General features: G+C 62.5%; 17 protein-coding genes. All 17 read left to right on the top strand.

Annotation, left to right across the window (positions count from 1 at the left end; all coding sequences use genetic code 11):
- The first annotated feature begins 91 nt into the window (after positions 1-91).
- The 17 genes from AC0L2D_RS17055 (at position 92) to AC0L2D_RS16975 (ending at position 18442) form a co-directional block, all read left to right on the top strand.
- On the top strand, positions 92-331 hold the full coding sequence (locus tag AC0L2D_RS17055; RefSeq protein ID WP_473541622.1) for a helix-turn-helix transcriptional regulator: 240 nt from the start codon (positions 92-94) through the stop codon (positions 329-331).
- On the top strand, positions 328-876 hold the full coding sequence (locus AC0L2D_RS17050; protein ID WP_473541621.1) for a S26 family signal peptidase: 549 nt from the start codon (positions 328-330) through the stop codon (positions 874-876). The genes AC0L2D_RS17055 and AC0L2D_RS17050 overlap by 4 nt, the downstream gene beginning before the upstream one ends.
- Positions 864-1544 (top strand): lytic transglycosylase domain-containing protein, encoded by a 681-nt coding sequence (locus tag AC0L2D_RS17045; protein WP_473541620.1) that lies wholly within the window; start codon positions 864-866, stop codon positions 1542-1544. Before AC0L2D_RS17050 ends, AC0L2D_RS17045 begins: the two co-directional genes overlap by 13 nt.
- Positions 1545-1726: 182 nt before the next feature.
- Positions 1727-3697 carry a relaxase/mobilization nuclease RlxS gene (gene rlxS, locus AC0L2D_RS17040; RefSeq protein WP_473541619.1) on the top strand — a complete coding sequence of 657 codons (1971 nt, stop codon included), beginning with the start codon at positions 1727-1729 and terminating at the stop codon, positions 3695-3697.
- 680 nt (positions 3698-4377) lie between these two features.
- A complete protein-coding gene (gene glmS, locus AC0L2D_RS17035; RefSeq protein ID WP_473541618.1) occupies positions 4378-6201 on the top strand; it encodes a glutamine--fructose-6-phosphate transaminase (isomerizing) in 1824 nt (607 codons plus the stop codon).
- A 343-nt stretch (positions 6202-6544) separates the two neighbouring features.
- The gene (locus AC0L2D_RS17030; RefSeq protein WP_473541617.1) at positions 6545-8575 is read left to right on the top strand and encodes a conjugal transfer protein TraG; all 2031 of its coding nucleotides are present in this window, start codon (positions 6545-6547) and stop codon (positions 8573-8575) included.
- Between the two features lie 117 nt (positions 8576-8692).
- A complete protein-coding gene (locus tag AC0L2D_RS17025) occupies positions 8693-9106 on the top strand; it encodes a CopG family transcriptional regulator (protein WP_473541634.1) in 414 nt (137 codons plus the stop codon).
- Positions 9103-10071: a P-type conjugative transfer ATPase TrbB gene (gene trbB, locus AC0L2D_RS17020; protein ID WP_473541616.1), complete on the top strand. Its 969-nt coding sequence runs from the start codon at positions 9103-9105 to the stop codon at positions 10069-10071. Before AC0L2D_RS17025 ends, trbB begins: the two co-directional genes overlap by 4 nt.
- An 11-nt stretch (positions 10072-10082) precedes the next feature.
- Positions 10083-10391 carry a TrbC/VirB2 family type IV secretion system protein gene (locus AC0L2D_RS17015; RefSeq protein WP_027164073.1) on the top strand — a complete coding sequence of 103 codons (309 nt, stop codon included), beginning with the start codon at positions 10083-10085 and terminating at the stop codon, positions 10389-10391.
- Positions 10391-10660 (top strand): VirB3 family type IV secretion system protein, encoded by a 270-nt coding sequence (locus AC0L2D_RS17010; RefSeq protein WP_027164072.1) that lies wholly within the window; start codon positions 10391-10393, stop codon positions 10658-10660. Before AC0L2D_RS17015 ends, AC0L2D_RS17010 begins: the two co-directional genes overlap by 1 nt.
- Positions 10654-13104, top strand: coding sequence for a conjugal transfer protein TrbE (gene trbE / locus AC0L2D_RS17005; RefSeq protein ID WP_473541615.1), 2451 nt, complete (start codon positions 10654-10656; stop codon positions 13102-13104). Before AC0L2D_RS17010 ends, trbE begins: the two co-directional genes overlap by 7 nt.
- Entirely contained in the window at positions 13101-13826 is a 726-nt protein-coding gene (gene trbJ, locus AC0L2D_RS17000; RefSeq protein ID WP_473541614.1) for a P-type conjugative transfer protein TrbJ, read from the top strand. Before trbE ends, trbJ begins: the two co-directional genes overlap by 4 nt.
- Before the next feature lie 31 nt (positions 13827-13857).
- Complete coding sequence (gene trbL / locus AC0L2D_RS16995) at positions 13858-15180, top strand: P-type conjugative transfer protein TrbL (RefSeq protein WP_473541613.1); 1323 nt, start codon at positions 13858-13860, stop codon at positions 15178-15180.
- Positions 15181-15912: a conjugal transfer protein TrbF gene (gene trbF, locus AC0L2D_RS16990; RefSeq protein WP_473541612.1), complete on the top strand. Its 732-nt coding sequence runs from the start codon at positions 15181-15183 to the stop codon at positions 15910-15912.
- Complete coding sequence (gene trbG / locus AC0L2D_RS16985) at positions 15902-16930, top strand: P-type conjugative transfer protein TrbG (protein ID WP_473541611.1); 1029 nt, start codon at positions 15902-15904, stop codon at positions 16928-16930. Before trbF ends, trbG begins: the two co-directional genes overlap by 11 nt.
- Before the next feature lie 13 nt (positions 16931-16943).
- Positions 16944-18167 (top strand): TraB/TrbI/VirB10 family type IV secretion system protein, encoded by a 1224-nt coding sequence (locus AC0L2D_RS16980; RefSeq protein ID WP_473541610.1) that lies wholly within the window; start codon positions 16944-16946, stop codon positions 18165-18167.
- A 2-nt stretch (positions 18168-18169) separates the two neighbouring features.
- Entirely contained in the window at positions 18170-18442 is a 273-nt protein-coding gene (locus AC0L2D_RS16975; RefSeq protein WP_473541609.1) for a DUF2274 domain-containing protein, read from the top strand.
- The last annotated feature ends 14 nt before the right edge of the window (positions 18443-18456 follow it).

The raw sequence follows: 18456 nt of genomic DNA, 5'->3' as shown, positions 1-18456 counted from the left end.
AAAACTCGCCCCCCACTCTTCGCCCGTCCCCGGGGCGACCTCGTTCGCCCATCCTCGCCGTCGCTTCTCCTTAAGCGACACGAGGACAATTATGGACGACGAAAATGAACGCGCCGCCCGCGCCAAGAAGGGCAGTCCGTTTCTCAACACAGCCCAAGCCGCCTTCTACATAGGGCTCTCCCAACGCACGCTGGAAAAGATGCGGCTCAACGGCGGCGGCCCGAAATTCCGCAAGCACGGCCGCTACGTCCGCTACCACATCGACGAGCTCGACGAGTGGTCGAAAGGCCGCCAGAAGGTGACCGGTTCCGACGACGGAGGCCGCCCATGAGCCGGCGTCCCTCCATCCGTCTGACCGGCAGCCGCCTGCGTCGCGTTCGCGCGACAAGGGCGATCGCCGCGACCGCGATTGGCTTGGGCCTGATTGCCTTTGGCCCCCTTGCAAACCCATCGCCCTGGCTGATCTGGAACGCCTCGGCGAGCGCGCCGGTCGGCCTCTATCGCGTCGTGGCGGGAGCGCCCGCACGCGGCGACCTGGTGCTCGTCAGCCCACCAGAACCGGTCGCCGGTCTCGCTGCCGAACGCGGCTATCTCCCGCACCGCGTTCCCCTTGTAAAGCACATTGCCGCGCTGCCGCACGAACGTGTCTGCGCCTTCAACGAGGCGATCATCATCGGCGGCAAGATCGTTGCGCGTCGGCTCGCAACCGACACAAAAGGCCGTCCGCTGCCCTGGTGGAGCGGCTGCCGCGCGCTCGCCTGCGACGAATTCTTGGTGCTGAACGGCGAGGCGCCGCGCTCTTTCGACAGCCGCTATTTCGGGCCGGTGCCGGCCGCGAATGTCATCGGGAGGCTCGTGCCGCTATGGACCGAGTAGCCCTCCTGATGCTTGGCATGATCGCTGTCGCGCCATGCGCCTGTTCCGCCTCGACCGGCGCTGAGCCGGTCGCCATCTTCCAAAGTCCGCAGCTTGGAAAATGGCAGCACTTCGTTGCCGAAGCAAGCAAGCGTTTCCGTATTCCCCAGGCCTGGATTTACGCGGTGATCGATGCCGAAAGCAGTGGCAGGACGATGCTCGACGGCCGGCCAATCACCTCGCGCGCCGGCGCCATGGGCCTGATGCAGCTGATGCCGGAAACGTATGAGGACATGCGCGTGGCCCATGGTCTCGGCCCAAATCCGCACGACCCGCGCGACAACATTCTGGCCGGCACGGCCTATCTCCGCGCCATGTATGAGCGCTTCGGGTTCCCCGGCCTGTTTGCCGCTTACAACGCCGGCCCCGAGCGCTACGAGGCGCATCTGAAGCGCGGCAAGCCGCTGCCGAAAGAGACCGTCGACTACCTCAAGCAGCTCGGAGCGGCCGGGGTTTCGGCCACCGACATGAATGGTTTCAAGGGCAGATCTGTCGCTCCAGGCAGGCAAAATGCGCCCTCGGGGCGTTCGCTGTTTTTCCTGCAACATGGTGGTCGCGCCGATGCGCGAAACGATCTCTTCGTGCCGCTGGGGACGGACGTCGAACAGGTCAAGAAGCCGGACGGCTAAGCGAAGGGCGGGCTGGACGCGTCCGAAGGGGCAGGGGCGCGTAAGGCAAGATAAAGGCACCGCCTCCGTGAGGCGGCGAAGTGTTTGTCTGCACATCGTTTTTGCAGGAGGCACCCTGCCGCGTCAGGAGAGCTTTGGAGCGCAAATGTCTGGTTCCACTTGGTTGAGCCGGGAGGCTAAGCATGCAGGATGACGAGTTCAGACCGAAGCTCGGGAAGATAGGCTCCCGTGGCTCGAAGGCAGGCAAACGCTTTGCCGGCCAGGTCCGGGCGGCGATCAACCGAGCCGGTGGCCGGCCCCAGCGTGGTGGCCGCTTCGTGGGGAGCAGGACGGGCCGCGGCGGGGCGACGGCCGCGCTGCTGAAGTCACGCGATCGCCATGCAGCCTTCCGCCAGCGCCGGGTCGTCGTCAAGGCGCGTGTCGTCAAGCTGGCCGGCAAGAGCGCGGACGGGGCGCGTGCGCATCTGCGCTACATCCAGCGCGACGGCGTCACCCGGGACGGCGCGCCTGGCGAGCTGTACGGTGCCGACAGCGACTGCGTCGCCGGCAAGGACTTCCTCGATCGTGCCGATGGCGATCGCCATCAATTCCGCTTCATCGTCGCACCCGAGGACGGCATCGAATTTGACGACCTCAAGCCACTGACGCGGCGGCTCATGGCACAGATGGAGGAGGATCTCGGCACGAAGCTCGACTGGGTTGCCGTGGATCATTTCAACACCGGCCATCCGCACACCCACATCATCTTGCGTGGCAAGGACGATCGCGGCGAGAACCTCGTGATAGCGCGCGAATACATCTCGAGCGGCATCCGCGAGCGCGCCGCCGAGCTGGTCAGCCTCGATCTCGGTCCGCGCACTGACCACGAGATCGAGCACCGCCTGCGTCAGGAAGTGGAGCAGGAACGGTTCACCAGCATCGACCGCCGCCTGCTGCAACTCCGTGACGACAGTGGGCTCGTTTCGCCGGATAGCCGCGACGCGTTTCGGCAAACCTTGGAGCAGGGGCGCCTGCGCAAGCTCGAGCGGATGCATCTGGCCGAAGAGATCAGCTCGGGTCGCTGGCGCCTCGATGACGGGCTTGAAGCGACGCTACGCCGCATAGGGGTACGTGGCGACATCATCAAGACCATGCATCGCGAGTTGACGGGCAGGGGGATTTCCCGCAGTGCCGCCGACTGGGTGATCCATGATCGATCCGGCGAGCCGGTCGAGCCTGTCGTCGGGCGTGTTGTCGCCCGCGGGCTGGCCGACGAGCTCACCGACCGGCATTACCTGATCGTCGACGGTGTTGACGGCAAGACACGATACATCGACATCGGCAAAGGCGAGGCGACAGAGCCGACGCCCGACGGCTGCATCGTGCGTGTCGCGCCGAGGAACACAGAACCAAGGCAGGTTGACCGCACGGTGGCCGAAATCGCGGCTGCCCATGACGGCCGCTACAACATCGACATTCACCTGAAGCACGATCCGACCACCAACGACCGCTTCGCCGAAACGCATGTCCGCAGGCTGGAGGCGATCCGGCGCGCTACCGGCGGCGTCGAGCGCCAGCCCGACGGCACCTGGATCATCGCGCCGGATCATCTCGATCGTGTCGCCGCCTACGAGCGCCAGCAGGCGAGGACCCAGCCTGTCACGGTCGACAAGCTCTCGTCGATGCCGCTGGAGCGGCAGGTTGGCTTTGACGGCGCCAACTGGGTCGACAGCCAGCTGGTCTCCGAGAAATCAGAGAGGTTGCGCAATTCGGGCTTCGGCCGTGAAGCCCAGGAGGCGCGGAGCCGCCGACAGCAGTGGCTGATCGCGCAAGGCCTTGCCCATGAGGAGCAGGATCGGATCGTCTATCGGGCCAATTTGATCGCGATCCTCCGCCAGCGCGAGCTGAACCGTGTTGCCGGTCAGCTCTCGGAAGAGCTAGGTCTATCTTATGCTGAAACGCGACCCGGAGACCGGGTAGAGGGCACGCTCCGCCGCTCAGTTGAGCTCGCCAGCGGCAAATATGCCGTTATCGAGAAATCGCGTGAGTTCGTGCTCGTCCCGTGGCGGCCGGTGCTCGAGCGGCATATCGGCAAAGAGGTTTCTGGCCTGGTGCAGCGCGAGGGTATCTCTTGGAACATCGGTCGGCAAAGGAGTGGACCCAGCGTTTCGTGACTTTCATGGCAGCCATGCGCAGGCGCGGTCTTAGGGCTGTCTACCGTGGATGCGCTCCACATACCATGAGGCATAAGGTGGCACGACGCGTCCGCTCGCTTGCATGGGCAGCCAAAATTGAGGCTAATAGCGCCCCATTCGAATCGGCATCGATCTCTGATGCACGATCCATCGACCAACGCGGAAGACGGGAATGCGCTGGGCAGCAGAGGAAAGTAGCATTGCAAATGATTCTTAGGGCCATCGGCAGGGCCTGGCATTCCGCTTTGTATAAGATCGACATAGCCCGGTTGCGATGGCAGCGCAGGCAACTCCGCGACTGAGTCGGCCACCGGACCATCCTCCCCGCTACCCGCGGCGGTGCCCACGAGGGGCAGCTTGCAGGGACGATTTGCGCGGCCGGCTCGGTCGAAAGCCCGCAAATCGCGACAGTTGGTGGCGAATTTGACGGCTTCTCACTCTCTGAGACGGGTGAAGCTGAGGTCAGGAGACCTGTTTAGCCGAGGTCAAAGCTCCTCTCGCCGGGTCGTCAAACACGTTTCCCGATTATCCGCTAGGTGGATGGCAGCTATCCCAACAATCGATTTTACCTCTTTCGCCGAATTCCACTAGGGGCTGAGCGGTGGCGGGTTTCCTTCGCGCCGACTGAGGCTACCGGGAAGAAGAATTCGGAGACGATCATGTGCGGGATTGTTGGCATCGTTGGGCATCAGCCAGTGTCGGAGCGGTTGGTTGACGCGTTGAAGCGGCTCGAATATCGCGGCTATGACTCAGCCGGCGTTGCCACCCTTTGCGAGGGCTCGTTGAACTGCCGGCGCGCCAAGGGCAAGCTTGTCAATCTCGAGAGAAGATTGAAGGAAGAGCCGCTGAGTGGCTTCATCGGCATCGCACACACGCGTTGGGCAACCCATGGGGCACCCACTGAGCGCAACGCGCACCCGCACATTGCGGAGGGTGTGGCCGTGGTTCACAACGGCATCATCGAGAATTTCGCCGAGTTGAAGGACGAACTGGCGGCGGCGGGCGCCGAGTTCCAGACCGATACCGACACCGAAGTCGTCGTTCATCTCTTGGCAAGATATCGCCGGGAGGGCATGGGGCGGGGCGAGGCAATGCACGCCATGCTGAAGCGCGTCAGCGGTGCCTACGCGCTTGCCGTTCTCTTTGAGGATGATCCGTCGACCATCATGGCGGCGCGCAATGGACCCCCATTGGCGATCGGTCACGGCGACGGCGAGATGTTCATGGGCTCCGACGCCATCGCGCTTGCGCCCTTCACAAATGCAATCACCTATCTCGTCGACGGCGACTGGGCCGTTATCAGCAAGACAGGAGCTGATATCTTCAATTTCGATGGCCATCCCGTCGAGCGTCCACTCCAGACTTCCCTTGCCGGGGCATACCTGGCCGATAAGGGCAATTATCGCCATTTCATGGAGAAGGAAATTCATGAGCAGCCCGAGGTTGTCGCCCGTGCGCTCGCTCATCACATCAATTCCGAAGAGAATCCCATCGACACGGCTTCTTGCATAGATTTTGCCAGCATCCCGAGCCTGGCGATCTCGGCTTGCGGCACAGCCTATCTGGCTGGACTGATCGCAAAATACTGGTTCGAGCGCTATGCGCGCCTGCCGGTCGAAATCGACGTCGCGTCCGAATTCCGCTACCGGGAGATCCCATTGCCGCCGCACTCGGCGGCTCTTTTCATTTCGCAGTCCGGTGAAACCGCCGACACGCTCGCATCTCTGAGATACTGCAAGGGGCGTGGGCTGACGACCGGCGCTGTCGTCAACAGCCGGGAATCGACCATCGCGCGGGAGGCCGACGCGGTCTTCCCAATCCTTGCCGGGCCGGAGATCGGCGTCGCCTCCACCAAGGCTTTCACCTGCCAGCTTGTGGTTCTTGCCACACTCGCCATTGGTGCTGCCAGGGCCCGTGGAACGGTAACCGAAGCTGAGGCGAGGGCGTTCGTCGCGAGTCTTGCCGAAATGCCGCGCATCATGCGCCAGGTCCTGAACAGCATCAAGCCAGATGTCGAGCTCCTGGCGCGCGAACTGTCAAAGTGCCATGACGTCCTGTATCTCGGCCGCGGCACCAGTTTCCCACTGGCCATGGAAGGTGCGCTGAAGCTCAAGGAGATTTCCTACATCCATGCCGAGGGATATGCGGCTGGTGAATTGAAGCATGGTCCGCTCGCATTGGTCGACGAAAACATGCCAGTGATCGTCATCGCGCCACATGATCGCTTTTTCGATAAGACCGTCTCCAACATGGAGGAAGCGGCCGCCAGGGGAGGACGGATTATCCTCATCACTGATGAGAAGGGGGCCGCTGCTTCGAAGCTCAAAACGATGCACACGATTGTGCTGCCGACCGTCGACGAGATTATCGCGCCAATGATCTTTGCCCTGCCGATACAGCTTCTTGCCTACGACACGGCTGTCTTCATGGGCAAAGATGTCGACCAACCGCGCAATCTCGCAAAATCGGTTACCGTCGAATGATTTGTGACGGCCCGTCCATACGAAACACGCCGGAGTAAAGCGTGTCATCGGCCAGTCGGATGTCGAGGAGATGCCGATCCGTTGAGCTGCCTGTGGATCGCTCGCGCTAAACGCATGCCTGCGTTTTGATCAGACGAAGCAAAAACACAGAATAGGTCGCGATCGCCGAGGGCGGCCATAACCGGTGACCCAGTCTGCGGCGCGGGCTCCAGGGACGTAAAAGGCTGCTCTGTGAGCGATCCGGCCCATTCCCCATCGCACCTGGTCGTGCGTAGTGTGCATTTCAGTTCACATCGCGCTGCGCGATGCTTGCCCCCGACGTTCAGAACAGCGGAGCAAGCCAATGACGCCCACGAAGTTGCTGATTGGGCAGATCGCCGTCGTATTCGCAATCGTCATCCTCGGGGTGTGGGCGGCCACGCAGTGGTGCGCCCACATGCTGGGTCATCAGCCGCCACTCGGCACGCCGTGGTTTGTCGTGGCTGGCTGGCCGATCTACAAGCCGTGGAAACTGTTCGAATGGTGGTACCATTTCGACGCCTATGCGCCCGAGGTCTTCGATAAGGCCGGTGCGCTCGCCGGCGCCAGTGGGTTCGTGGGCTGTGCCGCAGCCATCGCGGGCTCGCTCTGGCGCGCGCGACAGCTCGGATCGGTGACGACCTATGGCTCGTCAAGGTGGGCAACAACTCAGGAGATCGAGAGGGCAGGCCTGTTTCGACCGGGCGGCGTTTTCCTCGGCAAGCTGAAGGATCGCTATCTGCGACATGACGGACCCGAGCACGTCATGGCCTTTGCCCCAACACGATCAGGCAAGGGCGTCGGACTGGTTGTTCCAACGCTTCTGTCCTGGACCGGGTCGGCCGTCATTCACGATATCAAAGGCGAGAATTGGCAATTGACCTCCGGCTGGCGGTCGAAATTCTCCTATTGTCTTCTCTTCAATCCGACAGATCCCAGGTCGGCGCGCTATAACCCGTTGCTCGAGGTGCGAAAGGGTCCGCAAGAGGTCCGCGACGTCCAGAACATCGCCGACATCCTGGTAGATCCGGAAGGTGCGCTGGATCGCCGGAACCACTGGGAGAAGACAAGTCATTCCCTCCTCGTCGGCGCCGTTTTGCACGTTCTCTATGCCGAAGAGGAAAAGACGCTTGCCCGCGTCGCCACTTTCCTGTCGGACCCGCAACGTTCCTTTTCCGCGACGCTGCAGCGGATGATGACCACCAACCACCTGGGCACGCCCGACAAGCCTGAGGTTCATCCGGTCGTGGCCTCGGCGGCACGCGAGGTGCTGAACAAATCGGAGAACGAGCGTTCGGGTGTTTTATCGACCGCCATGTCGTTTCTCGGGCTCTATCGCGACCCGACGGTTGCGGCGGCAACATCGGCCTGCGACTGGCGCATTGTCGATCTCATGGATGCCGAGCGACCGATGTCGCTCTATCTGGTCGTGCCGCCGTCGGACATCTCGCGCACCAAGCCCTTGGTACGACTGATCCTGAACCAGATCGGCAGACGCCTGACGGAGCGCCTTGAGGGCGACCCTAACAAGGGTCGCAAACATCGGCTCCTCATGATGCTCGACGAATTCCCGGCGCTCGGTCGGCTAGATTTCTTCGAGACCGCGCTCGCCTTCATGGCCGGCTACGGCATTCGCGCTTACTTGATCGCGCAATCCTTGAACCAGATATCCAAGGCCTACGGCGAGAACAGTGCCATTCTCGACAACTGCCATGTGCGCATTGCCTTTTCCTCCAATGACGATCGCACCGCCAAGCGCATCTCCGACGCGCTCGGCACGGCGACGGAACTGAGATCCATGCGCAACTATGCCGGCCATCGGCTGGCCCCTTGGCTGTCGCACGTCATGGTCAGCCGCCAGGAAACGGCCCGACCGCTGCTGACTCCTGGCGAGGTGATGCAGCTGCCCCAGACCGACGAGCTGGTGCTGATTTCAGGGCTGCCGCCATTGCGCGCGCAGAAGCTGCGCTACTACCAGGACCGGAATTTCACGGAACGCGTGCTACCGTCCCCGGTGCTGCGGGACGGCACTTACGCCGACTGTCCCGCTTCGCGCCCGGACGATTGGACTGGACAGGTCCGCGGCGTTGACAGCCGTCTGGCTGCAGGCGACGAGATTGCCGACGCGGCGATCGGGGACGAGGGTGGCGTCCAGCAGCAGCGACATCCAGCTCTGCCAGAAGATCAAGTCGTGCTTTCTCAAGAAACTGACCAGGGCGATCTCTTCAAGTCTGTTGACGATGACAGCGAGCCGGTCGCCGACAAGCGTGTCATGGATCGGATTTCGACGGCTGCCCGCGCCTATGGCATCAACGAGGGAAGGGGCGACGATAAAGACATCGTGCCCGGTTTCTGAACGCCGCTTCCTGACGGCGTACTTCGGCGTAGATAACGGCGATAAGCTTTCGTGGGCATCTGGCGGATGCTTGTTCCCGTCGCCGGCGCGCCGGCGCTGGCAGCTGGAACAAGCCACATGAAGCCCCGCCGCATTCGTCACCAGTTTCTGCTTGAGTTTGAGCTGAGCGAGAAGCTGGACAAACTCAGTCGTGATCCTTCGACCACCAAATCGGCGATTGTCGCGAAGGCGGTAGAAGCCTTCATCGAGCGCCGTGGCGAGAATGAGCTCGACAAACGCTACGGCGTACGGCTCGACCGTCTTTCTCGCGACCTCGCTTATGTCAGGCGCGACGTCGAGATGATGCTGGAGAGCCTGGCGCTCTTCATCCGCTTTTCGATCACGCTTCACGCCCACACGCCGGTCCCGGACAGGGCAACGCAGGCCGTTGGCCAGGAGCGCTTCGACAAATTTGTCGAGCAGGTGGGTCGGCAGATCGCTTCCGGAAAACGATCGCTTGGCAAAGACAATGACGTGGGAGGGGAACGGTGAACTCTCATCCGGAAGCCGACCACCGCCGCAGCGCCATGCTGCGAACCGCCATGGGTCCGGCGATCACCACAGCGCTCTCCGATCCATTGATCATCGAGGTGATGGTCAATCCCGACGGAGCACTGCGGCTCGATCGGCTCGGAGAAGGCCTGGTCGACACAGGCGTGCACATCCATCCTACCGAGGCGGAGCGCATCGTCCGCCTCGTCGCTTCCCATGTGCGCGCCGAAGCGCATGCGGATAGTCCGATCGTCAGCGCCGAACTGCCGTCGGGCGAGCGATTCGAAGGCCTGCTGCCACCCGTGGTGTTGGCGCCGTGCTTTGCTATTCGTAAGCCTGCCGCAAAACTCTACACCCTGGCCGATTATGTCGCCGACCGCGTCATGCTGCCGCTGCAGGCCGATGCGTTGAAGGGAGCCGTCCGCGAGCGGCGCAACATCCTGATCGCAGGCGGCACGTCCTCGGGCAAGACAACCCTTGCCAATGCGCTGCTGGCGGTAGTCGCCGACTGCGACGAGCGGGTGATCCTGATCGAGGATACGCGCGAACTTCAATGCGCAGCAAAAGACTGCGTTGCCCTGAGGACGAGGCGGGGTTCGGTCACGCTCGCCGATCTCGTGCGTTCGACACTGCGCCTCAGACCCGATCGCATTATCGTCGGCGAGATCAGAGGCGCCGAAGCGCTCGACATGCTGAAGGCATGGAACACCGGTCACCCAGGCGGCATCGCCACGGTTCATGCCAACTCGGCGCGGTCTGCCCTCTACCGCATCGAGCAGCTCGCACAGGAAGCCGTGGTCACCGTTCCCCGCCGGCTCATCGCCGAGGCGATAGATCTGATCGTCTTCATCGCTGGCCGCGGATCCTCACGCCGCATCGAGGCGATCGCCGAGGTCACTGGCCTCGATGGCAGTGGCGACTACGCCGTCACGCAGCTCACGCTTCCGCAACTCCAGCAACTCTGAAAGGTCATTTCATGCGCAAGAAGCTTCGCTTTCTCTGGGCCACCGCGCTCGCTTTTCTTCTCACTTTTCCGGCATACGCCGCCGGCTCCGGCATGCCTTGGGAGCAGCCGCTGCAGCAAATCTTGGAATCGGTGCAGGGTCCGGTCGCCAAGATCATCGCGGTCATCATCATCATCACCACCGGCCTGACACTCGCCTTTGGCGACACGGCAGGTGGGTTCCGTCGGCTCATCCAGATTGTCTTCGGTCTGTCGATCGCCTTTGCCGCATCGAGCTTCTTCCTCTCCTTCTTCTCCTTTGGCGGCGGGGCACTCGTCTGATGCTGGCCGGAGAGCACATAGAAGGCTTCGAGGTTCCGGTTCACCGGGCACTGACCGAACCGATCCTGCTCGGCGGCGCGCCGCGAGCGGTGGCGATCCTCAATGGCACCGTTGCCGCGGCGATCGGGCTTGGCTTGCAGCAGTGGATTGCCGGACTGGTGCTGTGGATCTGCGGGCACACTGTGGCTGTCTTCGCGGCCCGCCGCGACCCGGACTTCGCCGGCGTGCTCGTCCGCCACCTTCGCCTGAGGGGGTGGCTTGCATGCTGAATCTTTCGGAATATCGGGGCAAGGCCGACCGGCTTGCCGATCATCTGCCTTGGGCCGCACTGATAGCACCAGGCATCGTGCTCAACAAGGACGGCAGCTTCCAGCGCACATTTGCATTCCGCGGCCCTGATCTCGAGAGTGCAACAGAAGCCGAACTCATCGGCATCTGCGCGCGAGCCAACAATGCGCTCAGACGCCTCGGCTCTGGCTGGGCATTGTTCTTCGAGGCCGAGCGCATCGAGGCGCTGGGCTATCCAGACTCGCGCTTCCCCGACGCCGCGTCATGGTTGGTCGACGAAGAACGGCGCGCGGCCTTTCAAGGCAAGGTCGCGCACTACGAGAGCCGCTACCACCTGACGCTGGCGTTCATGCCGCCGCCGGATAGCCAGGCGCGGGCGCAAAGCGCTCTCGTCGACTCGCATCATTCACAAGGCGAGAGAGAGTGGCGCCAGGAACTGGCGCGGTACCGGGACGAGACCGGCCGCGTGCAGGATCTCCTGTCGGGCTTGATGCCCGAAATACGCGCACTCGATGATGCCGAGACGCTGACTTACCTCCACGGCACGATCTCGACCAGCCGCCATCCAGTCGCCGTGCCGGAAACGCCGGTCTATCTCGACGGCATCCTGGTCGATGCGCCGCTTACTGGCGGATTGGAGCCGATGCTTGGCGACCAACATCTGCGCACGCTCACCATTCTCGGTTTTCCGAATGTCACACGGCCCGGAATTCTCGACGCGCTCAACCATCAGGATTTCGCCTATCGCTGGATGACACGCTTCATTCCGCTCGACAAGACGGAGGCCACCAAGACGCTGACGCGGTTGCGGCGGCAGTGGTTTGCCAAGCGCAAGTCGATCGCAGCCATCCTGCGCGAGGTGGTGACCAGTGAACCTGTCCCCCTCGTCGACAGCGACGCCGAAAACAAGGCGCTCGATGCCGACGGCGCACTCCAGGCCTTAGGCGGCGATCATGTCGGGTTCGGCTATCTGACGACGACAGTGACGGTATGGGACGAGGACCATCAAGCCGCCGCGGAGAAACTTCGCGCGGTCGAGCGCGTCGTCAACGGCCTCGGCTTCGCCACGATCCGTGAAGGCGTGAATGCGGTCGAGGCCTGGCTCGGCTCGTTGCCCGGCCATGTTTACGCGAATGTCCGCCAGCCGCTCGTTCACACATTGAACCTCGCCCACTTGATGCCGCTTTCCTCGGCGTGGGCCGGCCCGGCGGCGAACGAGCATCTAGCCAAGGTAACCCAGGCAGAGGCCTCGCCGCTTCTCTTCGCCTCAACCAGCGGGTCGACACCGTTCCGGCTCTCCACCCACGTCGACGATGTCGGCCACATGCTGATCGTGGGACCGACTGGTGCCGGCAAGTCGGTTCTCGTCGCCCTCTTCGCACTGCAGTTCCGACGCTATGCCGGCGCGCAGGTCTATGTCTTCGACAAAGGCAATTCGGCCCGCGCCGCCACGCTTGCCATGGGTGGAGAGCACCACGCGCTGCGTGCGCACGGTGCGCTTGCCTTCCAGCCGCTGCGCAGGATTGACGATCCGGCCATCCGCAGCTGGGCGGCCGAATGGATCGCCGGACTCATCGCTCATGAGAACGTCACAGTCACCCCAGAGGCGAAAGAGGCAATCTGGTCGGCACTCACCAGTCTTGCAACCGCGCCGACACAGGAACGCACACTCACCGGCCTGTCGCTCTTGCTTCAGTCCAAGGCGCTGAAGTCTGCTTTGATGCCCTACACGCTCGACGGCCCCTTCGGCCAGTTGCTCGACGCGGATGACGATCGGCTGGCCTTGTCGGATGTGCAGTGCTTCGAGACCGAAGAGCTGATGCAGACCCAAGGTGCTGTGCTGCCGGTGCTCACCTATCTTTTCCATCGGCTCGAAGCGCGGTTCGATGGGCGACCGACCTTGCTCATGCTCGACGAGGCTTGGCTCTATCTCGACAACCCGCTCTTTGCCGCCCGCCTACGCGAATGGCTGAAGGTACTGCGCAAGAAGAACGTCTCCGTCATTTTCGCCACGCAGTCACTGGCCGACATCGCTGGTTCTGCAATCGCACCGGCTATCATCGAGAGCTGCCCACAGCGCATTTTTCTTCCCAATGATCGTGCCGTGGAACCGCAGGCACGGGAAGCCTACGAGCGTTTCGGCTTGAACGAGCGGCAGATCGAACTGGTCGCGCGCGCCACGCCGAAGCGGCACTACTATCTGCAATCGCGCCGCGGCAATCGTCTGTTCGATCTGGGCTTGGGTCCCATCGCGCTTGCACTATGCGGCGCCTCCGATCCGGCCAGCCAGACCCTGATCGACAGGATCCTGTCAGAGCATGGACAGGACGGCTTTCCCTATCATTTCGTGAGTGCCCGCGGGCTCGATTGGGCCGCCGAGCTTCTCCGCCAATTCCCTCAACCAGACATGGAGCAATCGTCATGATGCGGCGCCGTTTCCTTTCCGGCCTGATCACCCTTTCCCTGATCGCCAAACCGATGGCCGACTATGTCCAGCCAGCCTATGCCCTCATTGTCTTCGATCCGTCAAACTATACCCAGAATGTGCTGACGGCGGCGCGCTCGCTAGAGCAGATCAACAACCAGATCCAGTCGCTCCAGAACCAGGCGACCATGCTGCAGAATATGGCGCGCAACCTTCAGAGGTTGGATTTTTCTTCGGTGGGCCAGCTCACCGGCTCGCTGCAGAGGATCGACGGCCTCATGGACCAGGCGAGTGGCCTGAGTTTTGATCTGGGCAAGCTGCAGGACCAGTGGCGCAATCAATATCCCGAAAGCTACGACGCCACGATCAAGGTCAGCGATGTGGCAACCGCAGCGCGCGAGCGCTGGCAGAGTGCCATGCAGGCGTTCCGGCAGACGATGGGTGTCCAGTCGCAGATCCTCGAGAACGTCCGCGGCGATCGCGACCTGCTTGCTGATCTCGTCAACCGCAGCCAGGGTGCTGCTGGTGCGCTTGAGGCAAGCCAGGCCACCAACCAACTGATCGCGCTGTCAACCAAGCAGCAGATGCAGATCCAGACGCTGCTCGCGACGCAGTTTCGCGCTGAGGCGGAGGATGCGGCTCGCAAGGCGCAGTCCGAAGAAGCCGCCCGCCAGACGACAAAGCGGTTCCTCGGCACCGGCACGGCCTATCCCGCCAACTGATCACCAGTTCTTTCACGAGGGGAAAGGCGGAATGAACGACCTCGGGGTCATCGATCGCTTCATGGAGACTTTCATCCGCTATATCGACAGCGGGTTCGGTCTGCTGTCGGGCGATGTCGCCTTCCTCACCACGACGCTAATCGGCATCGACATCACGTTAGCCGGGCTCGCTTGGGCATTCGCCGGCGAGCCCAGCATTCTGGGCCGCCTCATCCGCAAGGTGCTCTATGTCGGCGTCTTCGCTTTCATCCTGAACAATTTCAAGAACCTCGCCGACATTATATACCGCTCCTTTGCCGGGCTGGGCATCAACGCTTCTGCCGACAATCTTTCCCCCGACAATCTCCTGCGGCCTGGACGTATTGCCGCCACAGGCTTTGAGGGCGCCTGGCCGCTGCTTGATCAGGCGAGCCAGCTTCTTGGCTTTCCTGAAATCTTCGGCAACGCGCTCACCATTTTCGTGCTGCTCGTGGCCTGGTTCCTGGTCATCATCGCCTTCTTCATTCTTTCCATCCAGCTCTTCATCACCATTCTGGAGTTCAAGCTCACCACTCTCGCCGGATTCGTTCTGGTGCCTTTCGCACTCTGGAATCGGTCGGCGTTTCTGGCCGAGCGTGTGCTCGGCAACGTGATCTCGTCGGGCATCAAGGTGATGGTGCTTGGCGTCATCGTCGGTATCGGGTCCACACTGTTCGGTGAGTTCGCTTCCGCGCTGCAAGGCAAGGAGCCGGATTTGGCCGCAGCCATGTCGCAGGTGTTGGGCGCGCTGGCGCTTCTTGGGCTAGGCATTTTCGGACCCGGAATAGCATCCGGTCTCGTCTCCGGCGCCCCGCAGCTTGGTGCGGGCGCCGCACTGGGTACGGTCGCGGCCGCTGCCGGTGCATCACTCGTTGCCGGAGGTGCCGCGGTCGCTGGCGCGCGCGTGGCAGCTGATGGCGGACTTGCCGCAATTCGAGCCGGCACGACCATCGGTTCGGCAGCTTCCTCAGCATGGCAGTTGGGGCGTGCAACCTCGCCTGACTCCGGCCTGTCCGGTGTGGCTGCTGGGATGCAGGGCGTGGCAGGTGCCGCCAGTGGCGCCGCGATGCGAGCGGCACGATCTGCCGCGGGAACCTTCGGGCGCAGCGCCGATGCCGGGCGCCAAGCCGCATGGACCGCGACCGGTGGGTCGTCTTTCGCGTCGATGACTGAAAGTGCTGTGGGTTCGACCGCCGATGCGGCCCCTGGCTGGGCCAGGCGCCTGCGTTCCCAGCAGTCTGCGCGAGCCCACCGCCACGCCGCCATACAGGCCGTGCGTGATGGTGACAGACCGGGCGGTAGCGCCAATCCCTCTCTCAACGACAAGGACGACTAGATGCTCTTCAGGCGATCTGTTCAACGCTACGGCAAGACACCCGAGCCCACTACACCGTACCAGAGGGCGGGCCACATGTGGGATGAGCGCATCGGCTCATCGCGGGTGCAGGCCCGCAATTGGCGGCTGATGGCTCTTGGCTGCCTGGCGTTGGCAACCGGGCTCTCGGGCGGGCTCATTTGGCAGTCCATGCAGAGCCGGGTTGTGCCATACGTCGTCGAGGTCGACCGCTTCGGCGAGGCGCGCGCCGTAGCCCCGGCAATCCAGGACTACGAGCCAACGGATGCCCAGATCGCATGGCATCTTGGCCGCTTCATCCAGAATATCCGTTCCGTTTCCACCGATCCGGTGTTGGTGCGGCAGAACTGGTTGGCGGCCTATGACTTTGCCACCGACCGCGCCGCGCACTTTCTCAACGAATATGCCAAGGCGAACGACCCTTTCGGTCAGATCGGCACGCGCAGCGTGTCCGTCCAAGTGACCAGCGTGGTGCGGGCTTCCGACAGCTCGTTCCAGGTCAAATGGACCGAGCAGGTATTTGAGCGCGGCAGCCTTGCCAGCACGACCCGCTGGACGGCGATCCTCACAGTCATGATCCGGCCGCCAAGCAATACGGACCAACTGCGCAAGAATCCGCTCGGCGTCTTCATCAACGCCATCGATTGGTCGCGCGAGCTCGACAGCGCCGCGCCGTCATCCCTTTCCCCCAAGGAGCCCGCCAATGACAAATAGAGCCCCATCGCTCCGTGCCGCGCTGATCCTGTCGGCCTCAGCCGCGGTGCTGTCGGCCTGCGCATCCAAGCCGGTGCCACCGCCCGAGATTTCCTATGACGCGGCCGACTTCAAAGCCGCGTCGATCAAGAAGCCGCCGGAGCAACCGGTCAAGATCGTCGAGGTGCCAAAGCCGCTACCGCTCCCCGGCCAGTTGCAGCCTGACCCGGTCAAGGTCGCCGAAGACAAGCGCTCACCTGAAGAACGCGTTGCCGATGCCAACAAGGCCGCAACCCGGCAGCCAACCAGGTATGGCTATGTCAACGCCGTCCAGATCTATCCCTTCACCGACGGGGCTCTTTATCAGCTCCTTGCCGCGCCGGAGCGCGTCACCGATATCGCTCTGCAGCCGGGCGAGAAGCTGACAGCCGTGTCCGCTGGAGACACGGTCCGCTGGGTCATAGGCGATACCGTCAGTGGCACCGGTGACAGTCAGCGCACCCACGTCTTGGTGAAGCCGTTTGCGCCCGAGCTTACCACAAATCTGGTGATCACCACGGATCGACGCACCTATCACTTGCAGCTTCAAAGCACGGAGAAGACCGCAATGGCGGCCATCTCTTGGACTTACAGCGAAGACCAGATTGTCGCTCTACGTCAGCGTAACGTTCAGGCCGAGGCTGCTACGCCGGTCGCGTCGAATGTTGCGCTCGAAAATATCCGATTCCGCTATTCAATAGCCGGCGACACACCGCCCTGGAGACCGACACGGGCCTTTGACGACGGCAGCAAGGTCTATATCGAATTCCCGCGCCGCATCGATCAGGGCGAGGCGCCGCCGCTCTTCATCGTCGGTGCTGGCGGCGGCAATCAGCTGGTCAACTACCGCATGCGCGGCAACTACTACATCGTCGATCGCCTGTTCGCCGCGGCCGAACTGCGCCTCGGCGCCAAGCCGCAGCAGGTCGTGCGCATCACAAGGATTGACGGTCGGCAATTGCCGCGTCGGATGCCACTGTTTGCCGGTTTTGGCAGGTGAGGGGACAAGGCTCATGACCGATACGTCCCACTCCAATGCGCCGCCGAAACTTGATCCCGACCAGCTCCAGCTGCGCGCCTCACCCCGCGCGGCTGTGCGCTTCAGGCGAGGTGTAATTGTCGCGATCGCTGCCGCCGGATGCGGTGCCATTTTGGGCGTCATGATGATTGCGCTTCAGGGACCGGCATTGCGATTCAAAGGGCATGCGGAAGACCTCTACCATCCTGACCACAAGCCCACCGCCGAGGGACTCGACGGGCTGCCCAGGGATTATTCCGGCGTCAAGTCTAAGGCCCCGGTGCTTGGGCCGCCGCTACCCGGTGATCTCGGCCGCCCCATCCTCGAGCGGCAGCGCCAGCTCGGCATCGCGCCGGGACAGGAGGTCTCAGCCGAGGATCAACGCCTTGCCCAGCAGGCGATCGAAGCGCGCGAGTCGCAAGTGTTGTTCCGGATCGACAATCGACCGAGACCGACAGATCTCGCCGGCGGCGCGGAGAGTGTACAGCAGCGGCCTGAAGCGCTTCCCCAACCCGGAGCGACAGGCGCGTCGGCTTCCGTTGCTCCAGCCGAGGGCGATCAGAACAACCAACAGCGCAAGCTGGATTTTGTCAGTCAGCGGAGCACAAGCGGGATCTACAATCCGCATGCGCTGCAGACGTCTGCTTCACCCTACCAGCTGATGGCCGGCAGCGTGATCGCGGCAAGCCTCATCACCGGCATCAATTCCGACCTACCCGGCCTCATCGTCGCGCAGGTCACAGAAAATGTTCAAGACACAGTCACGGGCAGCATCTTGCTCATTCCACAAGGTTCACGGCTGATCGGCACCTATGACAGCGTGGTGGCGTTTGGGCAAAGGCGCGCATTGCTGGTCTGGCAGCGAATAATCCTGCCGGACGGTTCCTCGATCGAAATCGACAATCTGCCGTCAACAGACAGCGCCGGATATGCAGGGCTTGAGGACAAGGTGGATTTCCACACCTGGCAGCTGATCAGGGGGGTCGCGCTTGCGACCTTGCTTGGCGTGGGCACCGAATTGAGCCTCGGAGACAATGAAAGCGATCTGGTCAAGGCGATCCGCGAATCCGCCCAGCAGAATGTTAGTCGAGCCGGCCAGCGCATAATTGAGAAGAATCTCAATGTTCAGCCCACCATCACTATCCGGCCAGGCTGGCCGCTGCGCGTCATCGTGCACAAGGACCTTTTGCTGCGGCCGTACAAAGTTGAACGGGAGTGATTATGGCCAATTTGAAACTTGGTAAGCTTCCAGATCGAACGCCTTTGAAGATCACCATCACCGTGAGCGCGGAGTTGAGCCAAGAACTCAATGCGTATGCTGCGCTCTATCGTCAGACCTACGGCGAGTCTGAAACGGTGGCGGAACTCATCCCTTTCATGCTGGCGGGATTTCTGGAAGGCGACCGAGCGTTTGCCAAGGCCAGAAAAGAAGGTCTGGCGACGGCCGGCATCCCGGACAAGTCGCGGTCTCAGCCAGCCTCAGATTCCAAATGACCGGAGCAGAGAGT

The sequence above is a fragment of the Mesorhizobium sp. WSM4833 genome (assembly GCF_055811095.1).
The sequence above is the reverse complement of the archived record's forward strand: the minus strand, read 5'-3'. Positions and strand labels throughout refer to the sequence as shown.